General features: G+C 74.1%; 22 protein-coding genes and 1 tRNA gene. 13 read left to right on the forward strand and 10 right to left on the reverse strand.

The window, feature by feature from the left end; genetic code table 11:
• Positions 1-218 precede the first annotated feature (218 nt).
• Positions 219-2561, forward strand: a complete 2343-nt coding sequence (secD, locus tag MHW47_RS13340; RefSeq protein WP_239223154.1) for a protein translocase subunit SecD — start codon at positions 219-221, stop codon at positions 2559-2561.
• Positions 2562-2673: 112 nt separating this feature from the next.
• Here secD and MHW47_RS13345 read toward each other — a convergent pair whose 3' ends face one another.
• Positions 2674-3480 (reverse strand): helix-turn-helix domain-containing protein, encoded by an 807-nt coding sequence (locus MHW47_RS13345; protein ID WP_239223156.1) that lies wholly within the window; start codon positions 3478-3480, stop codon positions 2674-2676.
• Positions 3481-3532: 52 nt separating this feature from the next.
• Here MHW47_RS13345 and MHW47_RS13350 point away from each other — a divergent pair, with 52 nt between their 5' ends.
• Complete coding sequence (locus MHW47_RS13350) at positions 3533-3838, forward strand: 4a-hydroxytetrahydrobiopterin dehydratase (RefSeq protein WP_239223158.1); 306 nt, start codon at positions 3533-3535, stop codon at positions 3836-3838.
• Between the two features lie 75 nt (positions 3839-3913).
• Here MHW47_RS13350 and MHW47_RS13355 read toward each other — a convergent pair whose 3' ends face one another.
• The gene (locus MHW47_RS13355) at positions 3914-4876 is read right to left on the reverse strand and encodes a LysR family transcriptional regulator (protein ID WP_239223160.1); all 963 of its coding nucleotides are present in this window, start codon (positions 4874-4876) and stop codon (positions 3914-3916) included.
• Positions 4877-4991: 115 nt separating this feature from the next.
• Positions 4992-5864 carry an NmrA family transcriptional regulator gene (locus tag MHW47_RS13360; protein WP_239223162.1) on the reverse strand — a complete coding sequence of 291 codons (873 nt, stop codon included), beginning with the start codon at positions 5862-5864 and terminating at the stop codon, positions 4992-4994.
• A gap of 81 nt (positions 5865-5945) precedes the next feature.
• Between MHW47_RS13360 and MHW47_RS13365 the strand changes: the two genes are divergently transcribed.
• A complete protein-coding gene (locus MHW47_RS13365) occupies positions 5946-6941 on the forward strand; it encodes an AraC family transcriptional regulator (protein WP_239223164.1) in 996 nt (331 codons plus the stop codon).
• Entirely contained in the window at positions 6938-7879 is a 942-nt protein-coding gene (locus tag MHW47_RS13370; RefSeq protein WP_239223166.1) for a trans-aconitate 2-methyltransferase, read from the forward strand. Before MHW47_RS13365 ends, MHW47_RS13370 begins: the two co-directional genes overlap by 4 nt.
• Before the next feature lie 72 nt (positions 7880-7951).
• On the opposite strand, the gene MHW47_RS13375 is transcribed toward MHW47_RS13370, so the two are convergent.
• From MHW47_RS13375 to fdhD, 3 genes are all read right to left on the reverse strand, one after another.
• The gene (locus MHW47_RS13375; protein WP_239223168.1) at positions 7952-8788 is read right to left on the reverse strand and encodes an aldo/keto reductase; all 837 of its coding nucleotides are present in this window, start codon (positions 8786-8788) and stop codon (positions 7952-7954) included.
• Between the two features lie 91 nt (positions 8789-8879).
• Positions 8880-10679 carry a long-chain fatty acid--CoA ligase gene (locus MHW47_RS13380; protein ID WP_239223170.1) on the reverse strand — a complete coding sequence of 600 codons (1800 nt, stop codon included), beginning with the start codon at positions 10677-10679 and terminating at the stop codon, positions 8880-8882.
• Positions 10680-10997: 318 nt separating this feature from the next.
• Positions 10998-11846 (reverse strand): formate dehydrogenase accessory sulfurtransferase FdhD, encoded by an 849-nt coding sequence (gene fdhD, locus MHW47_RS13385; RefSeq protein ID WP_239223172.1) that lies wholly within the window; start codon positions 11844-11846, stop codon positions 10998-11000.
• Positions 11847-12131: 285 nt separating this feature from the next.
• Here fdhD and MHW47_RS13390 point away from each other — a divergent pair, with 285 nt between their 5' ends.
• From MHW47_RS13390 to MHW47_RS13420, 7 genes are all read left to right on the forward strand, one after another.
• The gene (locus MHW47_RS13390) at positions 12132-13082 is read left to right on the forward strand and encodes a beta-ketoacyl-ACP synthase III (RefSeq protein ID WP_239223174.1); all 951 of its coding nucleotides are present in this window, start codon (positions 12132-12134) and stop codon (positions 13080-13082) included.
• A 186-nt stretch (positions 13083-13268) separates the two neighbouring features.
• Complete coding sequence (locus tag MHW47_RS13395) at positions 13269-14450, forward strand: ROK family transcriptional regulator (RefSeq protein WP_239223176.1); 1182 nt, start codon at positions 13269-13271, stop codon at positions 14448-14450.
• 100 nt (positions 14451-14550) lie between these two features.
• Positions 14551-16077: a sugar ABC transporter ATP-binding protein gene (locus tag MHW47_RS13400; protein WP_239223178.1), complete on the forward strand. Its 1527-nt coding sequence runs from the start codon at positions 14551-14553 to the stop codon at positions 16075-16077.
• Positions 16074-17108 carry an ABC transporter permease gene (locus tag MHW47_RS13405; protein WP_239223180.1) on the forward strand — a complete coding sequence of 345 codons (1035 nt, stop codon included), beginning with the start codon at positions 16074-16076 and terminating at the stop codon, positions 17106-17108. The genes MHW47_RS13400 and MHW47_RS13405 overlap by 4 nt, the downstream gene beginning before the upstream one ends.
• A 59-nt stretch (positions 17109-17167) precedes the next feature.
• A complete protein-coding gene (locus MHW47_RS13410; protein ID WP_239223192.1) occupies positions 17168-18208 on the forward strand; it encodes a substrate-binding domain-containing protein in 1041 nt (346 codons plus the stop codon).
• A 50-nt stretch (positions 18209-18258) separates the two neighbouring features.
• Positions 18259-19470, forward strand: coding sequence for a Gfo/Idh/MocA family protein (locus tag MHW47_RS13415; RefSeq protein ID WP_239223182.1), 1212 nt, complete (start codon positions 18259-18261; stop codon positions 19468-19470).
• A gap of 12 nt (positions 19471-19482) precedes the next feature.
• A complete protein-coding gene (locus MHW47_RS13420) occupies positions 19483-20487 on the forward strand; it encodes a sugar phosphate isomerase/epimerase (protein ID WP_239223183.1) in 1005 nt (334 codons plus the stop codon).
• Positions 20488-20520: 33 nt separating this feature from the next.
• Here MHW47_RS13420 and MHW47_RS13425 read toward each other — a convergent pair whose 3' ends face one another.
• Positions 20521-21825: a DUF2254 domain-containing protein gene (locus MHW47_RS13425; protein WP_239223185.1), complete on the reverse strand. Its 1305-nt coding sequence runs from the start codon at positions 21823-21825 to the stop codon at positions 20521-20523.
• A 153-nt stretch (positions 21826-21978) separates the two neighbouring features.
• On the opposite strand from MHW47_RS13425, the gene MHW47_RS13430 reads away from it, so the two are divergent.
• Positions 21979-22063: transfer RNA gene (locus MHW47_RS13430), tRNA-Leu, on the forward strand.
• Positions 22064-22171: 108 nt separating this feature from the next.
• Complete coding sequence (locus tag MHW47_RS13435) at positions 22172-22999, forward strand: RNA methyltransferase (RefSeq protein WP_239223194.1); 828 nt, start codon at positions 22172-22174, stop codon at positions 22997-22999.
• A 12-nt stretch (positions 23000-23011) separates the two neighbouring features.
• On the opposite strand, the gene MHW47_RS13440 is transcribed toward MHW47_RS13435, so the two are convergent.
• The 3 genes from MHW47_RS13440 to MHW47_RS13450 all read right to left on the reverse strand — a co-directional run.
• A complete protein-coding gene (locus tag MHW47_RS13440; protein ID WP_239223186.1) occupies positions 23012-23608 on the reverse strand; it encodes a class F sortase in 597 nt (198 codons plus the stop codon).
• Between the two features lie 87 nt (positions 23609-23695).
• On the reverse strand, positions 23696-24061 hold the full coding sequence (locus tag MHW47_RS13445) for a hypothetical protein (protein WP_239223188.1): 366 nt from the start codon (positions 24059-24061) through the stop codon (positions 23696-23698).
• A 105-nt stretch (positions 24062-24166) separates the two neighbouring features.
• Positions 24167-25723, reverse strand: a 1557-nt coding sequence (locus MHW47_RS13450; protein ID WP_239223190.1) for a cell wall metabolism sensor histidine kinase WalK, incomplete at its 5' end; no start/stop codon positions are given.

Raw genomic sequence — 25723 nt, forward strand, 5'->3', positions numbered from 1 at the left:
CCGCTCCCGCTGCCCGTCCCCTCGTCCGCCCGCCCCGTCCCCGCCTCCGCCACGCCGTGCCCGCGCCCGGCGCTCCCCGGCGTGCGCGGCCCTCCGGGCACCGGTGTCCACCGGTCCGGGGACCGCCCCGCGGTCCCGCTCACCCACAACGCCGTGCTGTTCCCGCCGTCCTGACCGGGGCCGGGGAGCGCCCGGCGCTCCCCGGAGGAAACCCCGCAATGACGCGCGCCACCACGGTGCGGGCGATTCTGGCTGCGGCCGTACTGCTCGTCTCCGTGTTCATCACGCTGACCATGTCACCCAGACTCGGCCTCGATCTCCAGGGCGGCACCCGCATGGTGCTCCAGGCCAAGGACTCCGAGACCGCCGAGGCCGACCGCGAGAGCACCGACCGCACCCTGGAGGTGCTGCGCCGCCGCATCGACTCGCTCGGCGTGACGGAACCGACGCTGACCCGCTCCGGCGACACCCGGATCATCGTCGAGCTGCCCGACGTCCAGGACCCCCGCAAGGCCGCCGAGGTCATCGGCAAGACCGCCCAGCTGACCTTCCACCCCGTCCAGGGCCCCGGCGTGCCGGAAGGCGCCGAGGGCGAGAAGGACAAGGGCAAGGACAAGGAGAAGGGCAAGGGCGGCAAGGAGCTGAACCTGCCCGACGAGGACGGCCGGCCGCTCGCCCTCGGCCCCGTCGCGCTCTCGGGCGCGGGCGTCAAGGAGGCGAAGGCGTCCTTCGACGCCCAGCAGGGCGCCGGCTGGACGGTCTCCCTCGACTTCCACAAGGACGCCGGCCGCAAGTGGACCAAGCTGACCGGTGAGGCGGCCTGCAACCCGGTCCAGGACGAGCGGCGCCGCGTCGCCATCGTCCTGGACGAGAAGGTGATCTCCTCGCCGCAGGTCTCGCCGTCCGTCTCCTGCGGCACGGGCCTGCCCTCCGGGTCCACCCAGATCACCGGCTCGTTCAGCGCCGACGAGGCCCGCGAACTCGCCCTCCTGATCGAGGGCGGCGCCCTGCCGGTGCCCGTCGAGATCGTGGAGCAGCGGACGGTCGGCCCGACGCTCGGTGCCGCCGCCATCGACGCCAGCGCCCGGGCCGCCCTGATCGGCGCGTCCGCCACGGCCCTGTTCATCATCGTCATCTACCGCCTGTTCGGGGCGCTGGCCGCCGTCGCGCTGGCCGCCTACGGCCTCATCTCCTACGCCGCCCTCGTCGGCCTGGGGGTCACGCTCACCCTGCCGGGGCTCGCCGGGTTCGTGCTGGCCATCGGCATGGCCGTCGACGCGAACGTGCTCGTCTTCGAACGGGCCAGAGAGGAGTTCGCCGCCCGCCCCGGCAAGTCCTCCTCGCTGCGCGCCTCGCTCGCCGCCGGGTTCAAGGGCGCCTGGAGCGCCGTCGCCGACTCCAACGTGACGACGCTCATCGCCGCCGGCCTGCTGTTCTTCCTCGGCTCCGGCCCCGTCAAGGGCTTCGGGGTCACGCTCGCCATCGGTGTGCTGGCGTCGATGTTCTCCGCGCTCGTCGTCGCCCGCGCCCTCACCGAGATCGCGTCCCGCTCCCGGTTCGTCGCCGACTACCGGGGCGTCAACGGCATCGGCATCCCGGGCCGGGTCCGCACCTGGCTCGCCCGGCGCGACCCGCACCTGATGCGCCACCCGCGCCGCTGGCTGACGATCTCCGCGGTGCTGATCGCGGTGGCCGTCGCGGGCATCGTGGTGCGCGGCGTCAACTTCGGCGTCGAGTTCACCGGCGGACGCCTCGTCGAGTACTCCACCAGCCGCCCCGTGGACGTCGAGACCGCCCGCACCGCGCTGGCGGGCGCCGGGTTCGGGGACGCCGAGGTGACCACCGCCGGGGCCGGCGACATCTCCGTACGCACCAAGGACCTCGACAACAACGAGGAACACGCGCTGCGGTCCGCGCTGGCCGCCGAGGGCGGCGAGACGACCAAGGTCCGGGACGAGCTGATCGGCCCCAGCCTCGGCGACGAACTGCGGCGCAACGCCCTGATCGCCCTCGGCATCGCCGTGCTCGTCCAGCTCGCCTATCTGGCGTTCCGGTTCCGCTGGACGTTCGCCCTGGGCTCGGTGGGGGCGCTGGTGCACGACGTGATCATCCTGACCGGGGCGTTCGCCTGGATGGGGCGGACCGTCGACGGCATCTTCCTGGCGGCCCTGCTCACCGTCATCGGGTACTCCGTCAACGACTCGGTGGTGGTCTTCGACCGGGTCCGGGAGCTGTGGGCGAAGGCCCGCAAGAAGCCCCTGCCCGACGTGGCGAACCAGGCGATCATCCAGACCGTGCCCCGCACGGTGAACACCGGTATGGGCGCCCTGTTCATCCTCGTCGCGCTCGCCGTCCTCGGCGGTGACTCGCTGGAGGACTTCGCGCTCGCCCTGCTCATCGGCATCGTCGTCGGGACATACTCTTCGGTGATGACCGCCGTGCCGGCGGCGCTCCTCCTGGAGCGCACCAGCAAGGTCCCGCCGCCCGCCCGCACCCGCGCCCCGCGCGCCCGCCAGGGCTCGGGCCGCCGCGACCCGCTGGACAACGGCGCACGGGTCTAGGGCGTGTTCCCGCCGGGCGGACGGCGCTCCTTTCAAAACACGCCCCAGCCCGCGCGGCCGTCCGGGTCTCCCGTGCCCCTTCCGGCACGGGAGACCCGGGCCCCGCCCGGTTTCAGAGCACCAGCGACCGCAGATACGCGCCGGTCTCCGCATCGGCCGGCAGCAGCGTCTCGACGGCCAGCTCCGCCACCGTCACGTCCATCGGCGTGTTGAACGTGGCGATCGACGCGACGAACGACAGCACCCGCCCGTCGTGCTCGATGACCAGCGGCAGCGCGAACGGCACCGAAGGGCCGGCCGGCCGCCCCTCCTCCCGGTCCGCGCCCGGCGGCAGCGGGTAGCCCGCCACCTCCTCGTACAGCGCGCGCAGCTCCGCCGAGCGCACCAGCGCGATCTGGCGCTCCATCTGGGCCAGCAGGTCCGCCCGCCACGCGCGCAGGTTCCGGATGCGCGGGGCCAGCCCCTCCGGGTGCAGGGTGAGGCGCATGGCGTTCAGCGGCGGCGCCAGCAGACGGTCCGGCACACCGTCGAGCAGCCGGGTCATCCCCTGGTTGGCGGCCACCACGGTGTACGTGCCGTCCACCACGAACGCCGGATACGGGTCGTAGCCCCGCAGCAGCCGGTCCAGGCCGTCCCGCAGCGCCCCCATCGCCGGGTCGTCGAGTGCGGTCTCCGTGTAGTGCGGGGCGTAACCCGCCATCACCAGCAGGGCGTTGCGTTCCCTGACCGGCACCTCCAGGTGCTCGGCGAGGCGCAGCACCATCTCCTCACTGGGGCGGGCGCGCCCCGTCTCGATGAACGAGATGTGCCGGGCGGAGGAGCCGGCCCGCAGCGCCAGCTCCAGCTGGCTGATCCGCCGCCGTTCCCGCCAGCTGCGCAGCAGCGGCCCTACCCCCGTGTCGAGCGCGACAGTCGTCATACCCAGACCGTAACGTCACCCGCGTCGACCACCATCCACGAGGGAGCCGCCCATGCCCGCCGCACCGCTGTCGCCGCAGGAGATCGAGGAAGGGCTGCGCGAACTGCCCGGGTGGTCGCTGGACGGCGACCGCATCACCCGCACCTACCGGCTGCCCTCGCACATCGCCGCCGCCGCGTTCACCGTCCACATCGCCGCCGTCCAGGACGAGCTGAACCACCACAGCGACCTGACGCTCGGCTACAACACCGTCGGCATCGCGGTGAACTCGCACGACGCGGGCGGCAAGGTCACCGGCAAGGACCTCGCCCTGGCCGCCCGGATCGCGGCGGCCGCCCCCGGCCACGGCGCGGACTAGGGCGTGTTTTGAAAGTCCCGCCTGCCGGACGGCGTCCGGGCGGACGGCGCTACTTTCAAAACACGCCCTAGGGGCTCAGGCCACGGCGCCGAAGCCGGGGTGCGAGGCCAGCCAGCGCGCGTAGCTCTCGCTGCGCCCCACCGCCTCCGCGTAGGCGGCGCGCGTGTACCCGCTCACCGCCCCGGCCGCCGCCGACGCCGCGGCCGAACGCGGGTGCCAGCCCAGCAGATGGCGCCAGGTCAGCGGCGTCCCGGCGACCGGCCGGGTGACCATGCCCGGCGTCGGCGGGAACGTCGCCCGGCACAGCCCGACCGCCCGCCCCACCTGCACCAGGTGCACGACGGACGTGGTGTCGGTCTCGTACACCGAGGCCGGGCTGAAACCGGCGCGGGCGCACGCCGCCACGAAGCAGTCCGCGAAGCAGCCGTCCCCCGGCACGTCCGCCCAGCACTCCCGCGACAGCTCGGACAGCTCCAGCTCCTCGCGGTCCGCCAGCGGATGGCTCTCCGGCAGCATCACGAACACCGGATCGACGCCGACGACCTGCCACTCCAGCCGCCCCGCGTCCGGGGGCGCGCTCTCGCCGCAGGTGCCGATCAGGGCGAAGTCCAGCCGCCCGTCCACCAGTTGCGAGGCGATCTCGGCCACCGACCAGGAGGTGTACGTGGACACCGGCGCGGCCGGGTGCGCGGTGGCCAGCCGGTCCACCAGGCCGCCGAGCAGCGGCCCGTGGGTGCCGCCCAGCCGGAACCGCTCCATGGCACCCGTGGCGTTGGCGAACCGCACCGCCTCCTCCTGGAGCTCGCTCACCGCCGGCAGCACCACCCGGGCGCGTTCCAGGACCAGTTCGCCCAGCGGGGTCGCCCGGGCGCCCGTGTGGTCCCGGTCGAACAACGGGCCGCCGAGCGCCTTCTCGATCCGTCGCAGTTGTGCGCTGAGCGCGGGCTGCGCGAGACCCAGCGCGGCGGCGGCCTTGGTCAGGCTGCCGGTTTCGGCGATGGCACGTACGGTTCGCAGGTGCCGCAACTCCAGGTCCATCAGCGCACGTTATGACCCGGGTGGCCCCACGGCAATACGTCGTTGGTTTAGACCTCTTCTTCGGCCACCTTGACGCGCGTCGATGGCCGGTAGTCGCCGTACCGGCAGCCGGAGGTCAGCCGCGCACCGTCCAGAAGCCGTCCCGGGCCGCCTCCGCCGCGTACCGGGCGAAGGGCTTCGGGTCGCAGCCCAGCGCACGCTTCACCCCGTCCGTCACCCCCGCGTTGTGTCCGTCGAGCAGCGACGTGAACAGCCCGGCCAGGAACTCCGCCTCCGGTGCCGGCACGCCGTAGCCCACCAGCATCTCCGCGTACCGCTCACCCGTCACCGCCGTATAGCGGACCTCGCGGCCCGTCGCGGCGGAGATCTCCGCGGCCACCTCCGCGAACGTCAGCGCGCGCGGCCCGGTCAGCTCGACCACCGTGCCCGCGACGCCCTCCCCGCACAGCGCGGCGGTCACCACGTCGGCCAGGTCGTCCGCGTCGACGAACGGCTCCGCCGTGTCGCCCGCCGGGAACACCAGCTCCCCGCCGAGCACCCCGTCCAGCAGGGCGCCCTCGCTGAAGTTCTGGGTGAAGAACGCCGAGCGCACCACCGTCAGTTCGGCGTCCCCGGCCGCCGCGCGCAGCGCCTCCTCCGCCGCCACCGCGGCCGGCTCCCCGCGCCCCGACAGCAGCACCAGCCTGCGCACCCCGCACCGCCGGGCCGCCTCGCCGAACGCCGTCATGGCCGCGGGCGCGGCCGGCGCCCCCAGATCCGGCACATAGGCGATGTAGGCCGCCCGGGCACCGCTCAGCGCGGCCTCCCAGCCCGCCGGCTCCGACCAGTCGAAGGGGATCTCGCCCCGGCGCGAACCCACCCGCACCGGCACCCCCCGCGCGGCCAGCCGCTCCACCACCCGGCGCCCCGTCCTGCCCGTCCCGCTCGTCACCAGCACCGTGCCCCGGCCGGCGGATTCCCTTGTCGCGTCACGCGTCTCTTCCGTCATGACCCCAGGTTCCCCCGGCCGCCCCGGCCGTCCCATCCCCGAGACTCTCGGCCGCCTACGCCTGCGTCTACGCTGGCGCCCATGGACGCACTGGCCGAACTGCTGGACGGTCCGCGGGCCCGCGGGGCGCTGCTCCTGCGCATGGTGATGGAACCGCCCTGGTCCGTACGGATCGAGGACCGCGCCCCGCTCTGCCTGATGGCCGCGACCGGCGGCGAGGTGTGGATCGTGCCCGACGGGGACACCGGACCCGTGCGGCTGCGGCCCGGCGAACTGGCCGTCGCGCGCGGACCCGAGCCGTACACCGTCGCCGGCCGCCCGGACACCGAACCCCGCGCCCGCATCGGCCCCGGCGGCACCTGCGCGACGCTGCGCGGCGAGCCGCTGTCCCAGTCCATGGAACTGGGCGTACGGACCTGGGGCAACGCCCCCGACGGCTCCGCGACCGTCCTCGTCGGCACCTACCTCCTGGACGGCGAGATCAGCGTCCGGCTCCTCGACGCCCTGCCCCCGCTCCTCGTGCTGCCCGCGGGCGGGCGCACCGGCCCGCTCCTGACGCTGCTGGGCGACGAGATCGCGCGCGACGAGCCGGGGCAGAGCCTGGTTCTCGACCGCCTTCTCGACCTCCTGCTCGTCGCCGCGCTGCGTACCTGGTTCTCCCGCCCCGGCGCCGAACCGCCCGCCTGGTACGTGGCCCTGGGCGATCCGGTCGTCGGCCTCGCGCTGCGCCTGCTGCGCGACGAGCCCGCCCACCCCTGGACCGTCGCCGCGCTCGCCGCTCGAGCGGGCGTCTCGCGGGCCGCCCTCGCCCGCCGGTTCACCGAACTGGTGGGGGAGCCGCCGATGGCCTACCTCACCGGCCGCCGCCTCGCCCTCGCCGCCGACCTCCTGCGCGAGACCGACGCCACGGTCGAGGCCGTGGCCCGCAAGGTGGGCTACAGCCAGGCCTTCGCGTTCAGCACCGCCTTCAAACGCGTACGCGGCGTCAGCCCCCAGGAGTACCGCAAGGGCGGCGGCTTGCCGGAACAGCAAGGAAGTTTGCGCGGGGACCGGGGCGCGGCGACGCTGGAACCATGAGCAACCACACCGGCCACGGGCACCACCACGACGGCCACCAGGGCCTCCACCACGAGCGATCCGCCCACGGACACCACGGCGGCGGCCCCGGCGGCGAACCCGACTGGGACGTCATGGCACCGCTGCTGGAACGGAACGCCGAACTCAGCGCCGGCCAGTACACCGAGGCGGCCCGCTGGATCGCCGCCCTGCCCACCGCCCCGGCGGTCCGCCGGGTCCTGGACATCGGCGCCGGCCCCGGCGTCGTCACCTGCCTGCTCGCCGGCGTCTTCCCGGACGCCGAGATCGTCGCCGTCGACGGCACCCCCGCCCTCCTGGAGCGCACCCGCGCCCGCGCGCACCGGCTCGGCCTCGCCGACCGCGTCACCACCCTGCACGCCACCCTCCCCGACCAGCTCCCCGCCCTGGGCGAGGCCGACCTGATCTGGGCCGGCAACACCCTGCACCACATGGGCGACCAGCGCGCGGCCCTCGCCGGGCTCGGCGCGCTGCTGCGCCCCGGCGGCACCGTCGCCCTCGTCGAGGGCGGGCTCCAGGCCCGGCAGCTCCCGCGCGACCTCGGCTTCGGCCGGCCCGGCCTGGAGGCCCGGATGGAGGCCGCCGAAGCGGAGCTGTTTCAGGAGATGCGCACCGGGCTGCCCGGCGCGCGGCGCGAGGTGGAGGACTGGGCGGCCCTGTTCACCGCGGCCGGCCTCGCCCCGCAGGGCACCCGCAGCTTCCTGCTCGACCTGCCGGCCCCGCTCGAAGACGCCGCGCGCGAACAGGTCGTCGCCGACTTCACCCGCCGCCGCGACGGGCTGCGCGACCACCTCGACGCCGAGGACAACGCCGTGCTCGACCGGCTCGTGGATCCCGGCGACCCGGCCGGACTGCACCGGCGCCCCGACGTGTTCCTGCTGCTGGCCCGCACCCTGCACCTGGGCCGGCGCGCCGCCTGACCCCGGACACGACGAAGCCGCCGCCCCGGCTCGGGATCGAGCGGGGGCGGCGGCCCGGCGGGAGCGCGGCGGTCAGGCGCCGAAATTGAACTCGCCCGGGTTGGGGCCGAGCCGCTTGCCCTCGTCCAGCGCGGCGAACGCGGCCATGTCGTCGGCGTCCAGCTCGAAGTCGAACACGTCGATGTTCTCCGCGATGCGCGACGGGGTCACGGACTTCGGGATCACCACGTTGCCCGTCTGGATGTGCCACCGCAGCACCGCCTGGGCGGGCGTACGGCCGTGCTTGCGGGCGACCGCGACGACCGTCGGGACCTCCAGCAGGCCCTTGCCGGAGCCCAGCGGCGACCACGCTTCGGTGAGGATGCCGTGCTCGGCGTGCAGCGCGCGGGACTCCGCCTGCTGGAGCTGCGGGTGCAGCTCGATCTGGTTGATCACCGGCACCACGGACGTCTCACCGAGCAGCCGCTCCAGGTGCTCCGGGAGGAAGTTCGACACGCCGATGGCCCTGGCCCGGCCCTCGGCGTAGATCTTCTCGAACGCGCGGTAGGTGTCCAGGTAGGCGTCCTTGGCCGGGACCGGCCAGTGGATCAGGTACAGATCGACGTAGTCCAGGCCCAGCTTGGCCAGGGAGGCGTCGAAGGCGCGCAGCGTCGAGTCGTAGCCCTGCTCGGTGTTCCACAGCTTGGTGGTCACGAACAGCTCGTCGCGGGCGACGCCGGAGGCGGCGATGGCCTTGCCCGTACCCGTCTCGTTCTGGTAGATCGCGGCGGTGTCGATGCTGCGGTACCCGGACTCGATGGCGGTGGCGACCGCCGTCGCCGCCTCGTCGTCCGGCACCTGCCAGACACCGAAACCGAGCTGGGGCATCTCGACGCCGTTGTGGAGAGTGAGGGAGGGGACCTGGCTCACGAGCAGACGATCCTAACGTTGTGGGGTGGGTCTCCCGCGTACAACGATCAAGGGCGCCCGCGCATTCCCGGGACCGGGCCCTTTCGTCCGCTCAGCGGTACAGCGCGTCCACCTCGGCCTCGTACGCCGCCTCGATCGCCTTGCGCTTCAGCTTCAGCGACGGCGTGAGCAGCCCGTGCTCCTCGCTGAACTGGTGGGCCAGGATGCGGAAGGTGCGGATCGACTCCGCCTGCGAGACCGCGGTGTTCGCCGCCACCACCGCCCGGCGCACCTCCATCTCCAGGTCCGGGTCGCGCACCAGCTCGCCCGGCGTCAGCGTGGTCCGCCCCCGCATCGTGAGCCAGTGCTCCACGGCCTCCCGGTCGAGGGTCACCAGCGCCGCGACGAACGGCCGGTCGTTGCCGACGACGATGCACTGCGCCACCAGCGGATGCGCCCGGACCCGTTCCTCCAGCGCGGCCGGCGACACGCTCTTGCCGCCGGACGTCACCAGGATCTCCTTCTTCCGCCCGGTGATCGTCAGATAGCCGTCCTCGTCCAGCGAGCCCAGGTCGCCGGTGGCCAGCCAGCCGTCGTTGAGCACCGCGGCGGTGGCCTCCGGGTGGCCCAGGTACCCGCCGAAGACGTGGTCGCCGTACACCCACACCTCGCCGTCGTCCGCGATGTGCACGGTGGTGCCGGGGATCGGCTGCCCGACCGTGCCGTAGCGGGTGCGCTCCGGCGGGTTGGCGGTGGCCGCCGCCGTCGTCTCGGTCAGCCCGTACCCCTCGTACACGGTGATCCCGGCGCCCGCGAAGAACAGCCCGAGCCGGCGCTCCATGCCCGAGCCGCCCGACATGGCGTGCCGGATGCGGCCGCCCATGGCCTCGCGGACCTTGCGGTACACCACCTTGTCGAAGAACTGGTGCTGCATCCGCAGCCCCGCCGCCGGGCCGGGACCGGTGCCGAAGGCCCGCGCCTCCATCGCCTCCGCGTACTTCACCGCGACGTCGACCGCCTTCTCGAACGGCCCCGCCCTGCCCTCCGCCTCCGCCCTGCGCCGGGCGGTTTCGAAGACCTTCTCGAAGATGTACGGCACCGCCAGGACGAACGTGGGGCGGAACGAGACCAGGTCCGGCATCAGGGCCTTCGCCGCCAGCTCCGGCTGGTGGCCCAGCTTCACCCGGCCCCGGATCGCGGAGACCTCCACCATCCGCCCGAAGACGTGCGCCAGCGGCAGGAACAGCAGCGTCGCCGCCTCGTCGCCGGGCCGGGAGTGGAACACCGGCTCCCAGCGCGAGGCCATGGTGTCGGTCTCGAACATGAGGTTGGCGTGGGTGAGGACGCAGCCCTTGGGCCGGCCCGTGGTGCCGGAGGTGTAGACCACTGTCGCCACCGACTCGGGGGTCACCGCCCGCCGGTGCCGGTGCACGACGTCGTCCCCGACGCGCGCGCCCGCCTCCACCAGCTCGGCCACCGCGCCCGCGTCCAGCTGCCACAGCCGCTTCAGCCGCGGCAGCCGGTCGATGACCGAGGCCACCGTCATCGCATGGTCCTCGTGCTCCACCATCACCGCCGACACCTCGGCGTCGTGCAGCATCCACAGCACCTGCTCCGCCGAGGACGTCGGGTAGACCGGGACCGACTGCGCGCCGACCGCCCACAGGGCGAAGTCGAACAGGGTCCACTCGTAGCGGGTCCGCGACATCAGGGCGACCCGGTCGCCGAACCGCACCCCGTGCGCGATGAGCCCCTTGGCCAGGGCCAGCACCTCGTCGCGGAACGCCGCCGACGTGACGTCCTGCCAGCGCCCGTCCGCATCCTTTCGGCCGAGCGCGACCCGGTGCGGCTCGGTGTCGGCATGGTCGAACACCACGTCGGCGAGGCCGCCCACGAGGGGCGCGGCCGCCATGGGTGGGACAGTGAACTCGCGCAATGACCTGCTCCTCGGGGCTTCTCGCAGCGCCGCGACGCTACCCCACCGGGCGCCTTCGCGGGAGGGGCCGGAGCGGTCCGTACCGCTTGGTATCCGCACTGGTCAGGAGCTGAAATCCGGCCAGATGGGCAAGGCTCGGGCGCGTTTGGGACCGCCGGGTAAGCGGCTCGCGCGGGAATCTCCACCGAATCTGTACGCTGCGATCACTGCCGGTCCGGGTGGTTACGGGGTGGATGTCCCCCCGTGTCCCCTCGTCGCCCGGACCGGGGGGATCGTCCGCCCGGCCGGGGACGGTCAGGAAGCGGCCTCGCCGGACTCCAGCGCGATGCGGTGCTCGCCCGCGTACACGTTCATCGACGGCCCCCGCAGGAAGCCGACCAGCGTCAGGCCCGTCTCCGCCGCCAGGTCCACGGCCAGCGACGAGGGCGCCGAGACGGCCGCCAGCACGGGGATGCCGGCCATCACCGCCTTCTGCGCCAGCTCGAACGAGGCCCGGCCCGACACCAGCAGGATCGAGCGCGACAGCGGCAGCCGCCCGTCCGTCAGCGCCCGGCCCACCAGCTTGTCGACCGCGTTGTGCCGCCCCACGTCCTCCCGGACGTCCACCAGCTCGCCCGTCTCGGAGAACAGCGCCGCGGCGTGCAGCCCGCCGGTCCGGTCGAACACCCGCTGGGCGGCCCGCAGCCGGTCCGGCAGCACCGCCAGCAGCGCGGGGTCGATCCGCAGCGGGGGAGTGTCGGCGACCGGGTGCCGGGTGGTGGTGCGGACGGCGTCCAGACTCGCCTTGCCGCACAGTCCGCAGGACGACGTGGTGTAGACGTTGCGCTCCAGCGTGATGTCGGGGACCTCGACGCCCGGGGCGAGGGCGACGTCCACCACGTTGTACGTGTTGACCCCCTCGGCGGTCGCACCCGCGCAGTACACGATCGACCGCACGTCGTCCTGCCCGCCGATCACCCCCTCGCTGACCAGGAACCCGGCCGCCAGGGCGAAGTCGTCGCCCGGGGTGCGCATGGTGATGGCGAGCGGCCGGCCGCCGAGCCGGATCTCCAGCGGCTCCTCGGCGACGAGCGTGTCGGGGCGGGTGGAGACGGCCCCGTCCCGGATGCGGATGGTGCGGCGGCGCTCGGTGACCCGTCCCATGAGCGTTGAACCCGATCTCTGTGCGTACGAGGGTCCGGCGGCACCGGGCGGCGGACGCCGGCGGAACCGGACCGGGCTGCGGCCCGGCGTCCCGACCGTCACATTGTCCCGCACCCCGGACGCGCCGCCGCAACCGGACCGGTGGCACCGGAGCCGCCCGCCGCCCTTGCCAAGCGCAGGCCCTCCAAGGCGGAGCCGGTAATCCTGTGGGATCACCTGCCCCCGTACCGGTCGGTAGCGACCAAGACTGGATGGTTCCAGCCAGATGGAACGAGGGGAACCTGCATGACCGGCTCACGTGTCGTCGCACTCGGCCACTACCAGCCCGCCAAGGTGCTGACCAACCATGACCTGGCGGCCATGGTGGACACCAGTGACGAGTGGATCACCAGCCGCGTCGGCATCCGGACCCGCCACATCGGCGGCCCCGACGAGCCGGTGGACGAACTGGCCGCGCACGCGGCGGCCAAGGCGCTGGCCGCGGCCGGGCTCCAGCCGGCCGACATCGACCTGGTGCTGGTCGCCACCTCCACCGCCATCGACCGCTCACCCAGCATGTCGGCCCGCGTCGCCGCCCGCCTCGGCATGGCCTCGCCCGCGGTCATGGACATCAACGTGGTGTGCTCCGGCTTCACCCACGCCCTCGCCACCGCCGACCACGCCCTGCGGGCCGGTGCCGCCACCCGCGCCCTGGTCATCGGCGCCGACAAGATGGGCGACATCGTCGACTGGACGGATCGTTCCACCTGCGTCCTGATGGGCGACGGCGCCGGAGCCGCGGTCGTCGTCGCCGACCCGGCGGACGCCGAACGGCCCGGCATCGGACCCGTGCTGTGGGGATCGGTCCCCGGCATGGGCGACGCCGTCCGCATCGAGGGCACCCCGCCCCGGTTCGCGCAGGAGGGCCAGTCGGTCTACCGCTGGGCCACCACCCAGCTGCCCCCCATCGCCCGGCAGGTGTGCGAGCGGGCGGGCCTCACCCCGGAGGACCTGGCCGGCGTCGTCCTGCACCAGGCCAACCTGCGGATCATCGAACCCGTCGCCCGCCGGATCGGCGCGGTCAACGCCGTCGTCGCCCGCGACGTCGTCGACTCCGGCAACACCTCGGCCGCCTCCATCCCCATGGCCCTGTCCAAGCTGGTCGAGCGCGGCGAGATCCCGAGCGGCGCCCCGGTCCTGCTCTTCGGCTTCGGCGGCAACCTCAGCTACGCGGGCCAGGTCATCCGCTGCCCGTGACCCGCCGACCGTGATCCGCCCGCTTCGAAGCGGGCGCCGCCGGGGCCGGAGCGAGGCTTTGTCCTCGGAGTGGAGAAAGTTCGACGGATTTCCGCGCGACTTCTTCCCAGCCCCGGCAACCGCTGCTACGTTCCCCTCCCAAGCCCGGCGGACCCGCCGGCGAACCGGGAGGGGCGCGTGAGACGCATGACCGCACGACCCGCCAACGCCCACCAGGCGCGGCTGCTCCGGCTGCTGCGCGACGGCGGGCCCGAGTCCCGGGCCCGGCTCGGCGACCGGGTGGACCTCTCGCGCTCCAAACTCGCCGTCGAGGTGGACCGGCTGCTGGAGACCGGCCTCGTCGTGGCGGACGGACTCGCCGCCTCGCGGGGCGGCCGCCGCTCCCACAACATCCGGCTCGCCCCGCACCTGCGCTTCCTCGGCGTCGACATCGGCGCCACCTCCGTCGACGTGGCCGTCACCAACGCGGAACTGGAGGTGCTGGGCCACCTCAACCACCCCATGGACGTACGCGAAGGGCCCGTCGCCGTCTTCGAACAGGTGCTGTCCATGGCGGCGAAGCTCCGGGACTCCGGACTCGCCGACACCTTCGACGGCGCCGGCATCGGGGTTCCCGGACCCGTCCGCTTCCCCGAGGGCGTCCCCGTCGCACCCCCGATCATGCCCGGCTGGGACGGCTTCCCGGTCCGCGAGGCACTCAGCCAGGAACTGGGCTGCCCCGTCATGGTCGACAACGACGTCAACCTCATGGCCCTGGGGGAGCAGCAGGCGGGCGTCGCCCGTTCCGTCGGCGACTTCCTGTGCGTCAAGATCGGCACGGGCATCGGCTGCGGCATCGTCGTCGGCGGCACCGTCCACCGGGGCGCGACCGGCAGCGCCGGCGACATCGGCCACATCCAGGTCGAACCCGAGGGCCGCCTCTGCGCCTGCGGCAACCGGGGCTGCCTGGAAGCCCACTTCAGCGGCGCCGCCCTGGCCCGCGACGCCGAGGACGCCGCCCGCGCCGGACAGTCCGCGGAACTCGCCGCCCGGCTGGTCGCGTCCGGCCGGCTCACCGCCGCGGACGTCGCCGCCGCCGCGGCCGCCGGCGACGCCACCTCACTGCTCCTGATCCGCGAGGGCGGCAACAGCGTCGGCCAGGTCGTCGCCGGGCTCGTCAGCTTCTTCAACCCCGCCCTGGTGGTGATCGGCGGCGGGGTGACCGGCCTCGGCCACACGCTGCTGGCCGCCGTCCGGGCCCAGGTCTACCGGCGCTCCCTGCCGCTGGCCACCGGCAACCTCCCCATCGTCCTGGGCGAGTTGGGGCCCGTCGCCGGAGTCACCGGTGCCGCCCGCCTCATCAGCGACCACCTCTTCTCACCCGCCTGACCCGGCCCCGCCCCCGCCCCACCCGCGCCCGAGCCCTTCCGGACCGCCCGTACGGCCGGTCCCGTACCCCAGCACCCCGCCCGCCGAGGGGAACTTCGCCATGGCTCTGCAACCACCGCTGCTCACCATGTCCGGCATCACCAAGTCCTTCCCCGGTGTCCGCGCCCTCGACGGCGTCGACCTGGAGGTCCAGGCCGGCGAGGTGCACTGCCTCCTCGGCCAGAACGGGGCGGGCAAGTCCACCCTCATCAAGATCCTCGCCGGTGCCCACCAGCCCGACGACGGCGAGATCGTCTGGCGCGGCACACCGGCCGCCCTCCGGTCGCCCCTGGCCGCGATGCGGCTCGGCATCGCCACGATCTACCAGGAACTCGACCTGGTCCGGGGCCTGTCCGTCGCCGAGAACGTCTTCCTCGGCCACGAGCCCACCAGCGCCGGCTTCGTCGTCCGGGGCCGCCGGGCCCGCGCGGACGCCGCCGCCCTGCTCGCCCGGCTCGGCCACCCCGAGATCGACCCGGCGCGGCCCGTCGGCGAACTCTCCGCCGCCCAGCAGCAGATCGTCTCCATGGCCCGCGCCCTCTCCCACGACGTACGCCTCATCGTGATGGACGAGCCGTCCGCCGCACTCGACCCCGACGAGGTCGGCAACCTCTTCCGGATCATCGCCTCGCTGACCGCCGACGGCGTCGCCGTCGTCTACATCTCCCACCGCCTGGAGGAGATCCGCCGGATCGGCGACCGGGTGACCGTCCTCAAGGACGGCCGGGCCGTCGCCGCCGGACTGCCCGCCGACACCACCCCGACCCACGACATCGTCGCCCTGATGACGGGCCGCGCCGTGGAGTACGTCTTCCCGCCCCGCACCCCGCCCGCCGCCCGCCGGGCCCTGCCCGAACCCGTGCTCACCGTCGAAGGGCTCGCCAGGGAGGGCGAGTTCGCCCCCGTCGACCTGGCGGTGCGGCCCGGCGAGATCGTCGGCCTGGCCGGACTCGTCGGCTCCGGGCGCTCGGAGATCCTGGAGACCCTCTACGGCGCCCGCCGCCCCACCGCCGGCCGGGTCACCGTCGCGGGCCGGCCGCTGCGGCCCGGCAGCGTACGCGCCGCCGTCGCCGCGGGCATCGGCCTCGCCCCCGAGGAACGCAAGGCCCAGGCCCTGCTGATGCTCGAATCCGTCACCCGCAACGTCTCGGTCGCCACCCTTTCCCGCCACGCCCGGGCCGGCTGGCTGGACCGCGCGGCGGAGCGGCGGGCGGCCCGCGAGGCCACCCGGGCCCTCTCGCTGCACCCCGACGACCCCGACACCGCCGTCCGCACCCTCTCCGGCGGCAACCAGCAGAAGGCGGTCCTGGCCCGCTGGCTGCTGCGCGGCTGCCGGGTGCTCCTCCTGGACGAGCCGACCCGCGGGGTGGACGTCGGCGCCCGCGCCGAGCTGTACGCCGTGATCCGCCGGCTGGCCGACGAAGGGCTCGCCGTCCTGCTCGTCTCCAGCGAAGTGCCCGAGGTCCTGGGCCTCGCCGACCGGGTGCTCGTCCTGCGCGAGGGGCGGGTCGTGCACACCGCCGACGCCGCCGACCTCGACGAGCACCGCGTACTCGACCTCGTGATGGAAGGGAGTCCGACGCCATGACCCACCCCGTCCCCTCGGCGCGGCACAGCGGGCCCGGTCCGGCCCCGGCGCCCGCGGCCGCGAAGACCGGCGCACCGCCGCGCACCCGGCGGCCGCACCCGCACCTGCACACCCTGTCCCTGCTCGGCATCCTCGCCGTGCTGGTGGCCGTGGGCGGCATCACCGAACCGGACGCCTTCCTGGACACCGGCAACCTCCAGCTCGTCCTCACCCAGGCGTCGGTGATCGGCGTCGTCACGGTCGGCGTGACCTTCGTCATCACCTCGGGCGGCATCGACCTCTCGGTCGGCGCCATGGTCGCCCTCGCCTCCGTCTGGGCCAGCACCCTGGCCACCCAGGAGTACGGCTTCGCCGGCATCCTGTTCACCGCCGTGCTCGTCGGCGTCGTCGCCGGACTGGTCAACGGGGTGCTCATCGCGTACGGGCGGGTGGTGCCGTTCATCGCGACGCTGGCGATGCTCGCCTCCGCGCGCGGCCTCGCCCTGATGATCACCGACGGCAGGACCCAGATCGTCACCGTCACCCCGGTCCTGGACCTGGGGCTGCCCGGCTCCTACGTCCTCGGCGTCCCGCCGCTCGTCCTCATCTTCGCCGCCGTCACCGTCGCCGGCTGGCTGCTGCTGAACCGTACGACCTTCGGCCGGCGCACCGTCGCCATCGGCGGCAACGCCGAGGCCGCCCGGCTCGCCGGCATCGACGTCCGCAGGCAGCGGCTCTACCTCTACCTGCTGTCCGGACTGTGCTGCGGCATCGCGGCCTTCATGCTGATCGTCCTGTCCGGCTCCGGCCAGAACACCGCAGGCAACCTCTACGAACTCGACGCCATCGCCGCCGCGATCATCGGCGGCACCCTGCTCAGCGGCGGCCGCGGCACCATCACCGGCTCCGTGCTCGGCGTCCTGATCTTCACCACGATCACCAACATCTTCGCGCTCAACAACCTGCAGAGCGACGTCCAGCAGATCGCCAAGGGCGCGATCATCGTCGCCGCCGTCCTCGTCCAGGGCCGCACCTCCCGCACGGACACCTGACCCACCCCCCGGCCCGACCGCTTCCCCGCACCCACCACCGGATGAAGGGTTCCACAGCCATGCCGCACACCAGTCGAAGAGGGCTCATCCTCGGCACCGCGGCCGTCTCCGCCGGCGCCGTCCTCACCGCCTGCACCAGCAACGAGCCCCAGCGCAAGGACGCCCCCGCGCGGAGCGGGGCACCCGCCGCCGACACCGCACCGGGCAAGCCCGTCACCATCGGCTTCGCCGGACCCCAGGCCGACCACGGCTGGCTCAACGCCATCAACGAGAACGCCCGCGCACGGGCCAAGACGTACTCCGAGGTGACCCTGGAGACCACCGAGGGCTCCAACGACACCGCCGCCCAGATCGGCCAGGTCAAGACCCTCATCAACAAGAAGGTCGACGTCCTGGTCGTGCTGCCCGCCGACGGCAAGGCCCTCACCCAGGTCGGCCTGGAGGCCATGCGCGCCGGTATCCCCGTCATCAACCTGGACCGGATCTTCGCCTCCCCGCAGGCCTACCGCTGCTGGGTCGGCGGCGACAACTACGGCATGGGCCTCAACGCCGGCACCTACATCGGCGAACAGCTCAAGGGCAAGAAGGACGCCAAGGTCGTCGAACTGGCCGGCCTCGACAACCTGGAGCTGACCAAACAGCGCAGCCGGGGCTTCGCCGACGCGCTGAAGAACTACCCCAACGTCAGGCTGGTGGCCCGTCAGGCCGCCGACTTCACCGTCGAGTCGGGCCAGGCCAAGATGGCCCAGCTCCTCCAGGCCCAGAAGAAGTTCGACGCCCTGTGGAACCACGACGACGACCAGGGCGTGGGCGCGCTCCGCGCCATCGAACAGGCCGGCCGCGACGAGTTCCTCATGGTCGGCGGCGCCGGCGCCAAGTCCGCCATGGACGCCATCAAGGCCGACCGCGGCGTCCTCAAGGCCACCGTGCTCTACCCGCCGACCATGGCGGCCTCCGCCATCGACCTCGCCCGCGCCCTCGGCCAGTCCAAGGGCGTGTCCGGCCTCTCCGAGCTGGAGATCCCCACCAGCCTCACCCTCTACTCCGCCGTCGTCACCAAGGACAACGTGGACCAGTACCTGCCGACGGGCTTCAACTGAGCCGCACCGCCGCCGCACCCGCCGCACCACCCACGAGGAGGAAGCACCGGATGGCCCAGAGGGATCAGACCCAGTGGCGGACGGCCGCGCCGCCCACGCTCGGCATCGGCATGGTCGGCTACGCGTTCATGGGCGCCGCCCACTCACAGGGGTGGCGCACCGCCGGACACGTCTTCGACCTGCCGATGCGGCCGGCCCTCGCCGCGATCTGCGGACGCGACCGCGCGGCCGTCGAGGCGGCGGCCGGCCGCCACGGCTGGGCCGCCGCCGAGACCGACTGGCGCGCCCTCATCGCCCGCGACGACGTCCAGCTCGTGGACATCTGCACCCCCGGCGACAGCCACGCGGAGATCGCCGTCGCCGCCCTGGAGGCCGGGAAGCACGTGCTGTGCGAGAAGCCGCTCGCCAACACCGTCGCCGAGGCGGAGGCCATGACGGCGGCGGCCGAACGCGCCGCCGCGCGGGGCGGCGCGGCCTTCACCGGCTTCAACTACCGCAGGGTGCCGGCCCTCGCCCACGCCCGCCGGCTCGTCGCCGACGGCCGCCTCGGCACCCTGCGCCACATCCGCGCCGTCTACCTCCAGGACTGGCTCACCGACCCCGCCTCCCCGCTCACCTGGCGGCTCGACCGGGCCCGCGCGGGCTCCGGCGCCCTCGGCGACCTCGGCGCGCACGTCGTGGACCTCGCCCAGTTCCTGACCGGGGAGCCGCTGGTGGCCGTGTCGGCGCTGACCGAGACCTTCGTACGCGAACGCCCCCGGCCCGCCGGACCGGCCGCGGGACTCGGCGGCGGGGCGGCGGCCGGCGGGACGGGCCCCGTCACGGTGGACGACGCGGCCCTGTTCACCGGCCGGCTCGCCTCCGGCGCCCTGGCGTCCTTCGAGGTGACCCGGATGGCGGCGGGCCGCAAGAACGCCCTGCGGCTGGAGATCAACGGGGAGCGCGGCTCGCTCGCCTTCGACCTGGAACGGCTCAACGAACTCTCCTTCCACGACCACACCGAACCCGCCGCCACGGCCGGCTTCCGGCGCGTCCTGGTCACCGAACCCGAACACCCCTACCTGGAGGCGTGGTGGCCGCCGGGCCACGCCCTCGGCTACGAGCACACCTTCGTCCACCAGGCCCGCGACGTGGTGTGCGCCCTCGCGGACGGCGCCCCGCCGGTGCCGTCGTTCGCGGACGGCCTCCAGGTGCAGCGGGTGCTGGCGGCGGTCGAGGAGAGCGCCGCACACCACTGCGTCCTGACCCCCGTGCCCCGATAAGGAGACCCGCGCATGCCCCGACCCTTCACCCTCTTCACCGGGCAGTGGGCCGACCTCCCCCTGGAGGAGGTCTGCCGGCACGCCCGCGACTTCGGCTACGACGGACTCGAACTCGCCTGCTGGGGCGACCACTTCGAGGTGGACAAGGCCCTCGCCGACCCCGCCTACCTGGACGGCCGCCGGGCCCTGCTCGACCGGTACGGCCTGAAGTGCTGGGCGATCTCCAACCACCTCGTCGGCCAGGCCGTCTGCGACCACCCCATCGACGAACGCCACCGGGGCATCCTGCCCGCCCGCATCTGGGGCGACGGGGAGCCGGAGGGCGTGCGACGGCGGGCCGCCGCGGAGATGGCGGACACCGCGCGGGCCGCTGCCGCGTTCGGCGTGGACACCGTCATCGGCTTCACCGGCTCCTCCATCTGGCACCTGGTCGCGATGTTCCCGCCGGTCCCGCCGCACATGATCGAGCGCGGCTACCAGGACTTCGCCGAGCGCTGGAACCCCGTGCTCGACGTGTTCGACGCGGAGGGCGTCCGCTTCGCCCACGAAGTGCACCCCGGCGAGATCGCCTACGACTACTGGACCACGCACCGGGCGCTGGAGGCCGTGGACCACCGGCCCGCCTTCGGCCTCAACTTCGACCCGAGCCACTTCGTGTGGCAGGACCTCGACCCGGTCGGCTTCCTCTACGACTTCCGGGACCGGATCTACCACGTGGACTGCAAGGAGGCCCGCAAGCGCCTCGACGGCCGCAACGGCCGGCTCGGCTCGCACCTGCCCTGGGGCGACCCGCGCCGGGGCTGGGACTTCGTCTCGGCCGGCCACGGGGACGTGCCCTGGGAGGACGTCTTCCGGATGCTGCGGTCCATCGGCTACGCGGGGCCCGTGTCGGTGGAGTGGGAGGACGCCGGCATGGACCGCCTCACGGGCGCGCCCGAGGCGCTGACCGCCCTCAAGCGGTACGACTTCCCTCCGCCGGCCGCCTCCTTCGACGCGGCGTTCGGCGGCGGGGAGTGAGGGGCCGGCCGCCCGGGGCCGCCGGCCACCGGTTCAGCCGATGCCCTGCCGGTCGGGGCACAGCGAGAACGCGCGCTCGGCCGCGTCCGGCACCGCCCGCTGCACGCCCTGCACCAGCAGCGCGCGGTGCCGGACCAGCGGCCCCCGCCGCTCCGGCCCGGCCAGCCGCACCAGGTCGTCGATCCCGGCCAGCAGCCGCCGCGTCACCTGCGGGGCGGGCACCGCGCACCGCCGCACCTCCTCGAACCCGAGGTCCACCAGGTTCTCCCAGGACGGCACCTCCTGCACCAGCCGCACCGCGCCCGTCCGGTCCCGGTGGTGCACCGTGCCCAGCGGCAGCCGCACCGCGGCCGCCAGGAACTGCACGATCCGGTCCAGGCACTGCACGGCCGTCGTCGGGTCGTTCACCGCGTCGGACAGCGCCCGCAGCGCGATGTCCGACAACTGGCGCAGCCCGAACGCCAGGTCCAGGTGCGGGGTGCGCTGCACGCCCACCGAGACCGTGTAGCGCAGGGTGCGCCGGGGCGGCTCCGCCCCGCCGTGCACGGCCAGCACCGGCGTCCCCGGCACCACGAAGTCCCCGACCCGGGGGATCAGCCGCAGCACCACGCCCTGGCGGCGGGCGGCGTGCACCAGCCGCGCCACGTTGACGTCCCTCAGGACCCCGGCCCGCCCCGCGTACAGGATCTGCGCCGTCTCGGCGGGCAGCGGTTCCCCGGCCGGGCGCGCCGCCGGCATCCGGCCCAGCACCCGGAAGGTGTCCCGGGTGATGCGGTCGAGGACCGGGCCGACCTGCATCAGGCGCAGCGTGGAGCTGACGTAGCCGATGAACAGCAGCAGGCTGAGCCCGACGAGCAGGGCGGTCAGCACGCTCTGCACGAACGGCAGCGAGGTGACCCGGCGCGGGTCGGTCTCGCTCTCGTACGAGCTGAGCACGAGCAGCGAGAACACGAACGTCGCCAGGAACACCGACAGGGTGAGCTTGCTGATCCGGCTGCGGACGAAGATCCGCACCACGCGGGGGGTGAGCTGACCGCTCGCCATCTGCACCGCGACCAGCGAGATGCTGAAGACCACACCGATGAAGGTCATCATCGCCGAGCTGACCGTGACGACGATCTGCTGGGTGTCCTCGGCCACCGACGCCAGGTCCTGGATGTCGTCGTACGCCCGCTCCTCGCGCAGGTACGACACCAGCTGGTCGTCCACCGCCGCGGCGGCGAACCACAGCACGCACGCGCAGACGAGCGTCAGCGCGGGCGCGAACCAGAACGTCTCGCGCAGGTGTTCGCGCAGCGGTGACAGGACGCGGGGCGGACGGGGGCCGCGATCTCTCATGGAGGGGAAAGTAACCCGCCGCGCCTCCCGGCCGGTGGACCCCGCCGCCGACCCGCCGCCCCCCGTCCGGCCACCGGATACGCAGGTGAGAGGCACCCCGAACCCCTGGTATTGTTTTCTTTGTCGCCGCGGGAGACCGGGGCGGATCACCTGGTCCGGGTGGCGGAATGGCAGACGCGCTAGCTTGAGGTGCTAGTGCCCTTTATCGGGCGTGGGGGTTCAAGTCCCCCCTCGGACACTCATCCAGTTCCCACGGTTCTTCGCGAACCGTGGGAATTTCTGGTTTCCGGGGCAGCCCCTGCCGCCGCCGGACGAGCGACGACCCCTGGAGGACCCACCGGTGGCTGTGCAGCGGATCACGACCCGCAACGCCCGCTTTCAGCAGTTCCAGACGCTGCTCACCAACCGGACCAAGCGGGGGCGGGCCCGTGAGTTCATCGTCCAGGGGGTCCGGCCGGTCACCATGGCCGTCGAACACGGCTGGACCATCCGCAGCCTCCTGTACGACGCGAGCCGCCCGCTGTCCCGCTGGGCGGAGGAGCTGATGCGGGGGACCGCCGCGGAGCGCATCGCGATGGCCCCCGACCTGCTCGCGGAGCTGAGCGAGAAGACCGAGGGCGCCCCGGAGGTGCTGGCCGTGGTCGGGATGGAGCCGGACGACCTGTCCCGCATCCGGGTCGACGACGACTTCCTCGGCCTCGTCTTCGACCGCCCGACGCAGCCCGGCAACATCGGCAGCATCGTCCGCTCCGCCGACGCCTTCGGCGCCCGCGGCCTCGTCGTCACGGGCCACGCCGCCGACCCGTACGACCCGAAGGCGGTCCGCGCGAGCACCGGCTCCTTCTTCGCCCTCCCCGTCGTCCGCACCCCCTCGCACCGCGAGGTCGTCCAGTGGCTGGACGCCGAGCGCGGCCGGGGCCGCCCCGTCCTCGTCGTCGGCACCGACGAGGACGGCGAGTGCGACGCCTCCGAGTTCGACCTGACCCGGCCCGTCCTGCTCCTCATCGGCAACGAGACGGCCGGCCTGAGCAACGCCTGGCGCGAGCACTGCGACCATGTGGTCGGCATCCCGATGACGGGCTCCGCCAGCTCCCTCAACGCCTCGAACGCGGCCTCGATCGTGCTGTACGAGGCGCGGCGGCAGCGGCTGGCGAAGCTCCGGGCCCGGGGCTGAGCGAGCGGCCCGTCAGGTCCGCTTCGCGTACACGATGAGGTTGTCCACCGGGTGGCCGTCCGCGTCGAAGCCGCCGTCGCAGGTGATCAGGCGCAGGACGCGTTCCGTGGTGCGGCCGTAGACGCGGGCGGTGGGGAAGTCGTCCTTGCGGACCGTCTCCCTGGCCGTGACCTCGAAGTGGATCTCCTTGCCGCCCGCGTCGCGCACGACGACGTCGGCGCCCCGGGCGATCTTCTTCAGGTCGTGGAAGACGGCCCGCCCGTAGCGGGTGTCGTTGTGGCCGATCAGGACCGCGGCGCCGGGTTCGCCGGGGACGGCGCTGCCGGTGTACCAGCCGGTCGTCATGCCCCGGTCGGCCGGGGGCACCTCGACCGTGCGGTCCGGGTTGAGGCCCAGGCGCATGACGGCGGAGTCCACGCCCAGGGACGGGATCGAGACACGGGTGGGGGGCCGGGCGGCGGCCGGGCGGTGGGCGGGGGCCTCTGCGGTCGTCTTGGGCTTCTTCGCCGCCGCTGCCGGGGCGGGGTCGTCACCGGAGCAGCCGGTGAGGGCGGCGAGTGCGGCGAGGGCCAGTGCGGCGACCGGCAGGGCGCGGTGGGTGTGGGGCATGCGAAAGGGCTCCAGGATCGTGCGTACGGCAGTGGCGCCGCCCGGGCGAACGGGCGGCGCCACTGCGTTCATCGGCTGCGGGACGGGTCAGCCGTCGCGGCGGGCGGCGGTACGGCGGCGCAGGACGACCGTCCCGGCGCCGGCCAGCAGCAGCGCGCCGGCCGCGGAGCCCGCGATCGCCGCGGTGTGGTCGTCCGAGGAGCCGGCCGGGTGCTCACCGGCCGCGACACCCCCGCGCGGCGCCTCGGAGGGCACTGCCGAGGGCACGGTGGACGGCGCGTCCGACGGCGGGAGCGTCGGCTCGGGGGACGGGACGACCGACGGCTCCGCCGACCGCCCGCTCGGCGCGGGCGACGGGGTGGAGTCGGCGAAGGCCGAGGTGGCCGGGACGCACACCGCACCGGCCGCGACGGCGGCCAGCAGGGCGGTACGCAGGGTGGTGCGCAGGGGCATGGGCGGGGCTCCGATCCGTAAAAGCCTCAGGGAGCGGCCGCGGTGCGGGTGCGCACCGCGGCGCGAGGCGTGCGGACAGGCTCGCGCCCAGGTGTGAGGAAGCTGTCAGATCGTTGTGTTCATCGCATCAGGATCGTCGCCCGGACCGCCTTCCGTCCCCGCCCGCGCTCCGGCCGGCAGCCGGAGTGTGAACACCGAGCCCTCGCCCGGGGTGCTCACCGCCGTGGCCGTACCGCCGTGCGCCTCCACGAGCTTGCGGACGATCGCCAGCCCGAGGCCGCTGCCGCCGGTACGGCGGTTGCGGGACTTCTCCCCCCGCCAGAACCGGTCGAAGACCCGGGCGAGGTCCTCCGCCGGGATGCCGCTACCCGTGTCGGCGACGTCCACCAGCACCGCGTCCCCGTCCTCGGAGCCGTACGGCCGCAGCGTCACCGCGCCGCCCGCCGGGGTGTGCCGCACCGCGTTGGACACCAGATTGCCCACCGCCTGCCGCAGCCGCACCGGATCGGCCGTCAGCGGGGGCGGCGGCCGGTCCGCCGGCGGCGGCAGCACGCTCAGCGCCACGCCCGCCGCGTCGGCCCGCGCCTGGTGCGCGGCGGCGACCTGCCCCAGCAGCTCCGCGATCCGGACCGGCTCCGGGTGCAGCCGCAGCGCGTCCGCGTCGGCCTGCGCCAGGTCCCGGAGGTCGTCGATGATGTGCTGGAGCTGGACCGCCTCCGTGTGCAGGAACGCGATGAACTCCGGGTCCGGGTCGGCGACCCCGTCCTGCGCCGCCTCCAGCCAGCCCCGGATGTTGCTGAGCGGGGTGCGCAGCTCGTGGGCGACGTCGCTCACCATCGCCTTGCGCTGGGCCTCCAGCCGCGCGCGGTGCGCCGACATGTCGTTGAACGCGGCGGCCAGCCGCCCGATCTCGTTGTCCGCGGCCACCACCACCGGCGCGGTGTCCTCCCCGTCCCGCATCCGCTGCGCGGCCCCCGTCAGATCCCGCAGCGGGCGTACGAGCCGGGCCCCGACGAGCACCGAGGCGCCCACCGTGAGCGCCAGCACGAGGGCCGCCGCGCCCGCGATCCGCGCGGTGTTCTCCGGCGAGAGGTCGAAGCCCGGCACCGTGGCGCCGCCCGGATCGCCGATGAACAGCAGCGCGGGCGAGGCGACGTACGAACCGAGCTGCTCCCGGCGGGCCGCGCCCACGCAGGAGGCGACGGCCCGGTCGTCCTCGCTGGTGACGGCCGTCCGCTCGTCGGCCGGGCCCGGCACGGTGCTCGGCACCGGGGACGGCTCGGCCCGGGGAACGACGCTCGGCACGTCGCTCGGGACGGCGGTCGGCGGCAGGGTGGGCACCGCCGCGGCGGGCACCGGCACCGCCTCCGCCGGAACCGGCTGCGCCGCCTGCCCCCAGGACACCCCGAGCTTCAGCTGGACGCCGTCGCGCCCCTGGCGCTCCAGACAGGCGTCGGCCAGCTGGTTGAGGGCCTTGAGCGCCTTGCGCTCGGTGGCGGTGGGCGCGTCCAGCGCGTCGAGCGCGCAGCCGGTGCCCCGGACGCGCTCCGGATCGTTGCCGCCGACCACCTGGATGAGGGGCCGGCCGCTCGCACCGGCGACCACGTCCGCCGCGATGCCGTAGTCGCCGAGGCAGGCCGCCGCCCGCTCGGCGGCCCCGCG

The organism is Streptomyces sp. OfavH-34-F, assembly GCF_022347745.1.
Taxonomy (GTDB): Bacteria; Actinomycetota; Actinomycetes; order Streptomycetales; family Streptomycetaceae; genus Streptomyces.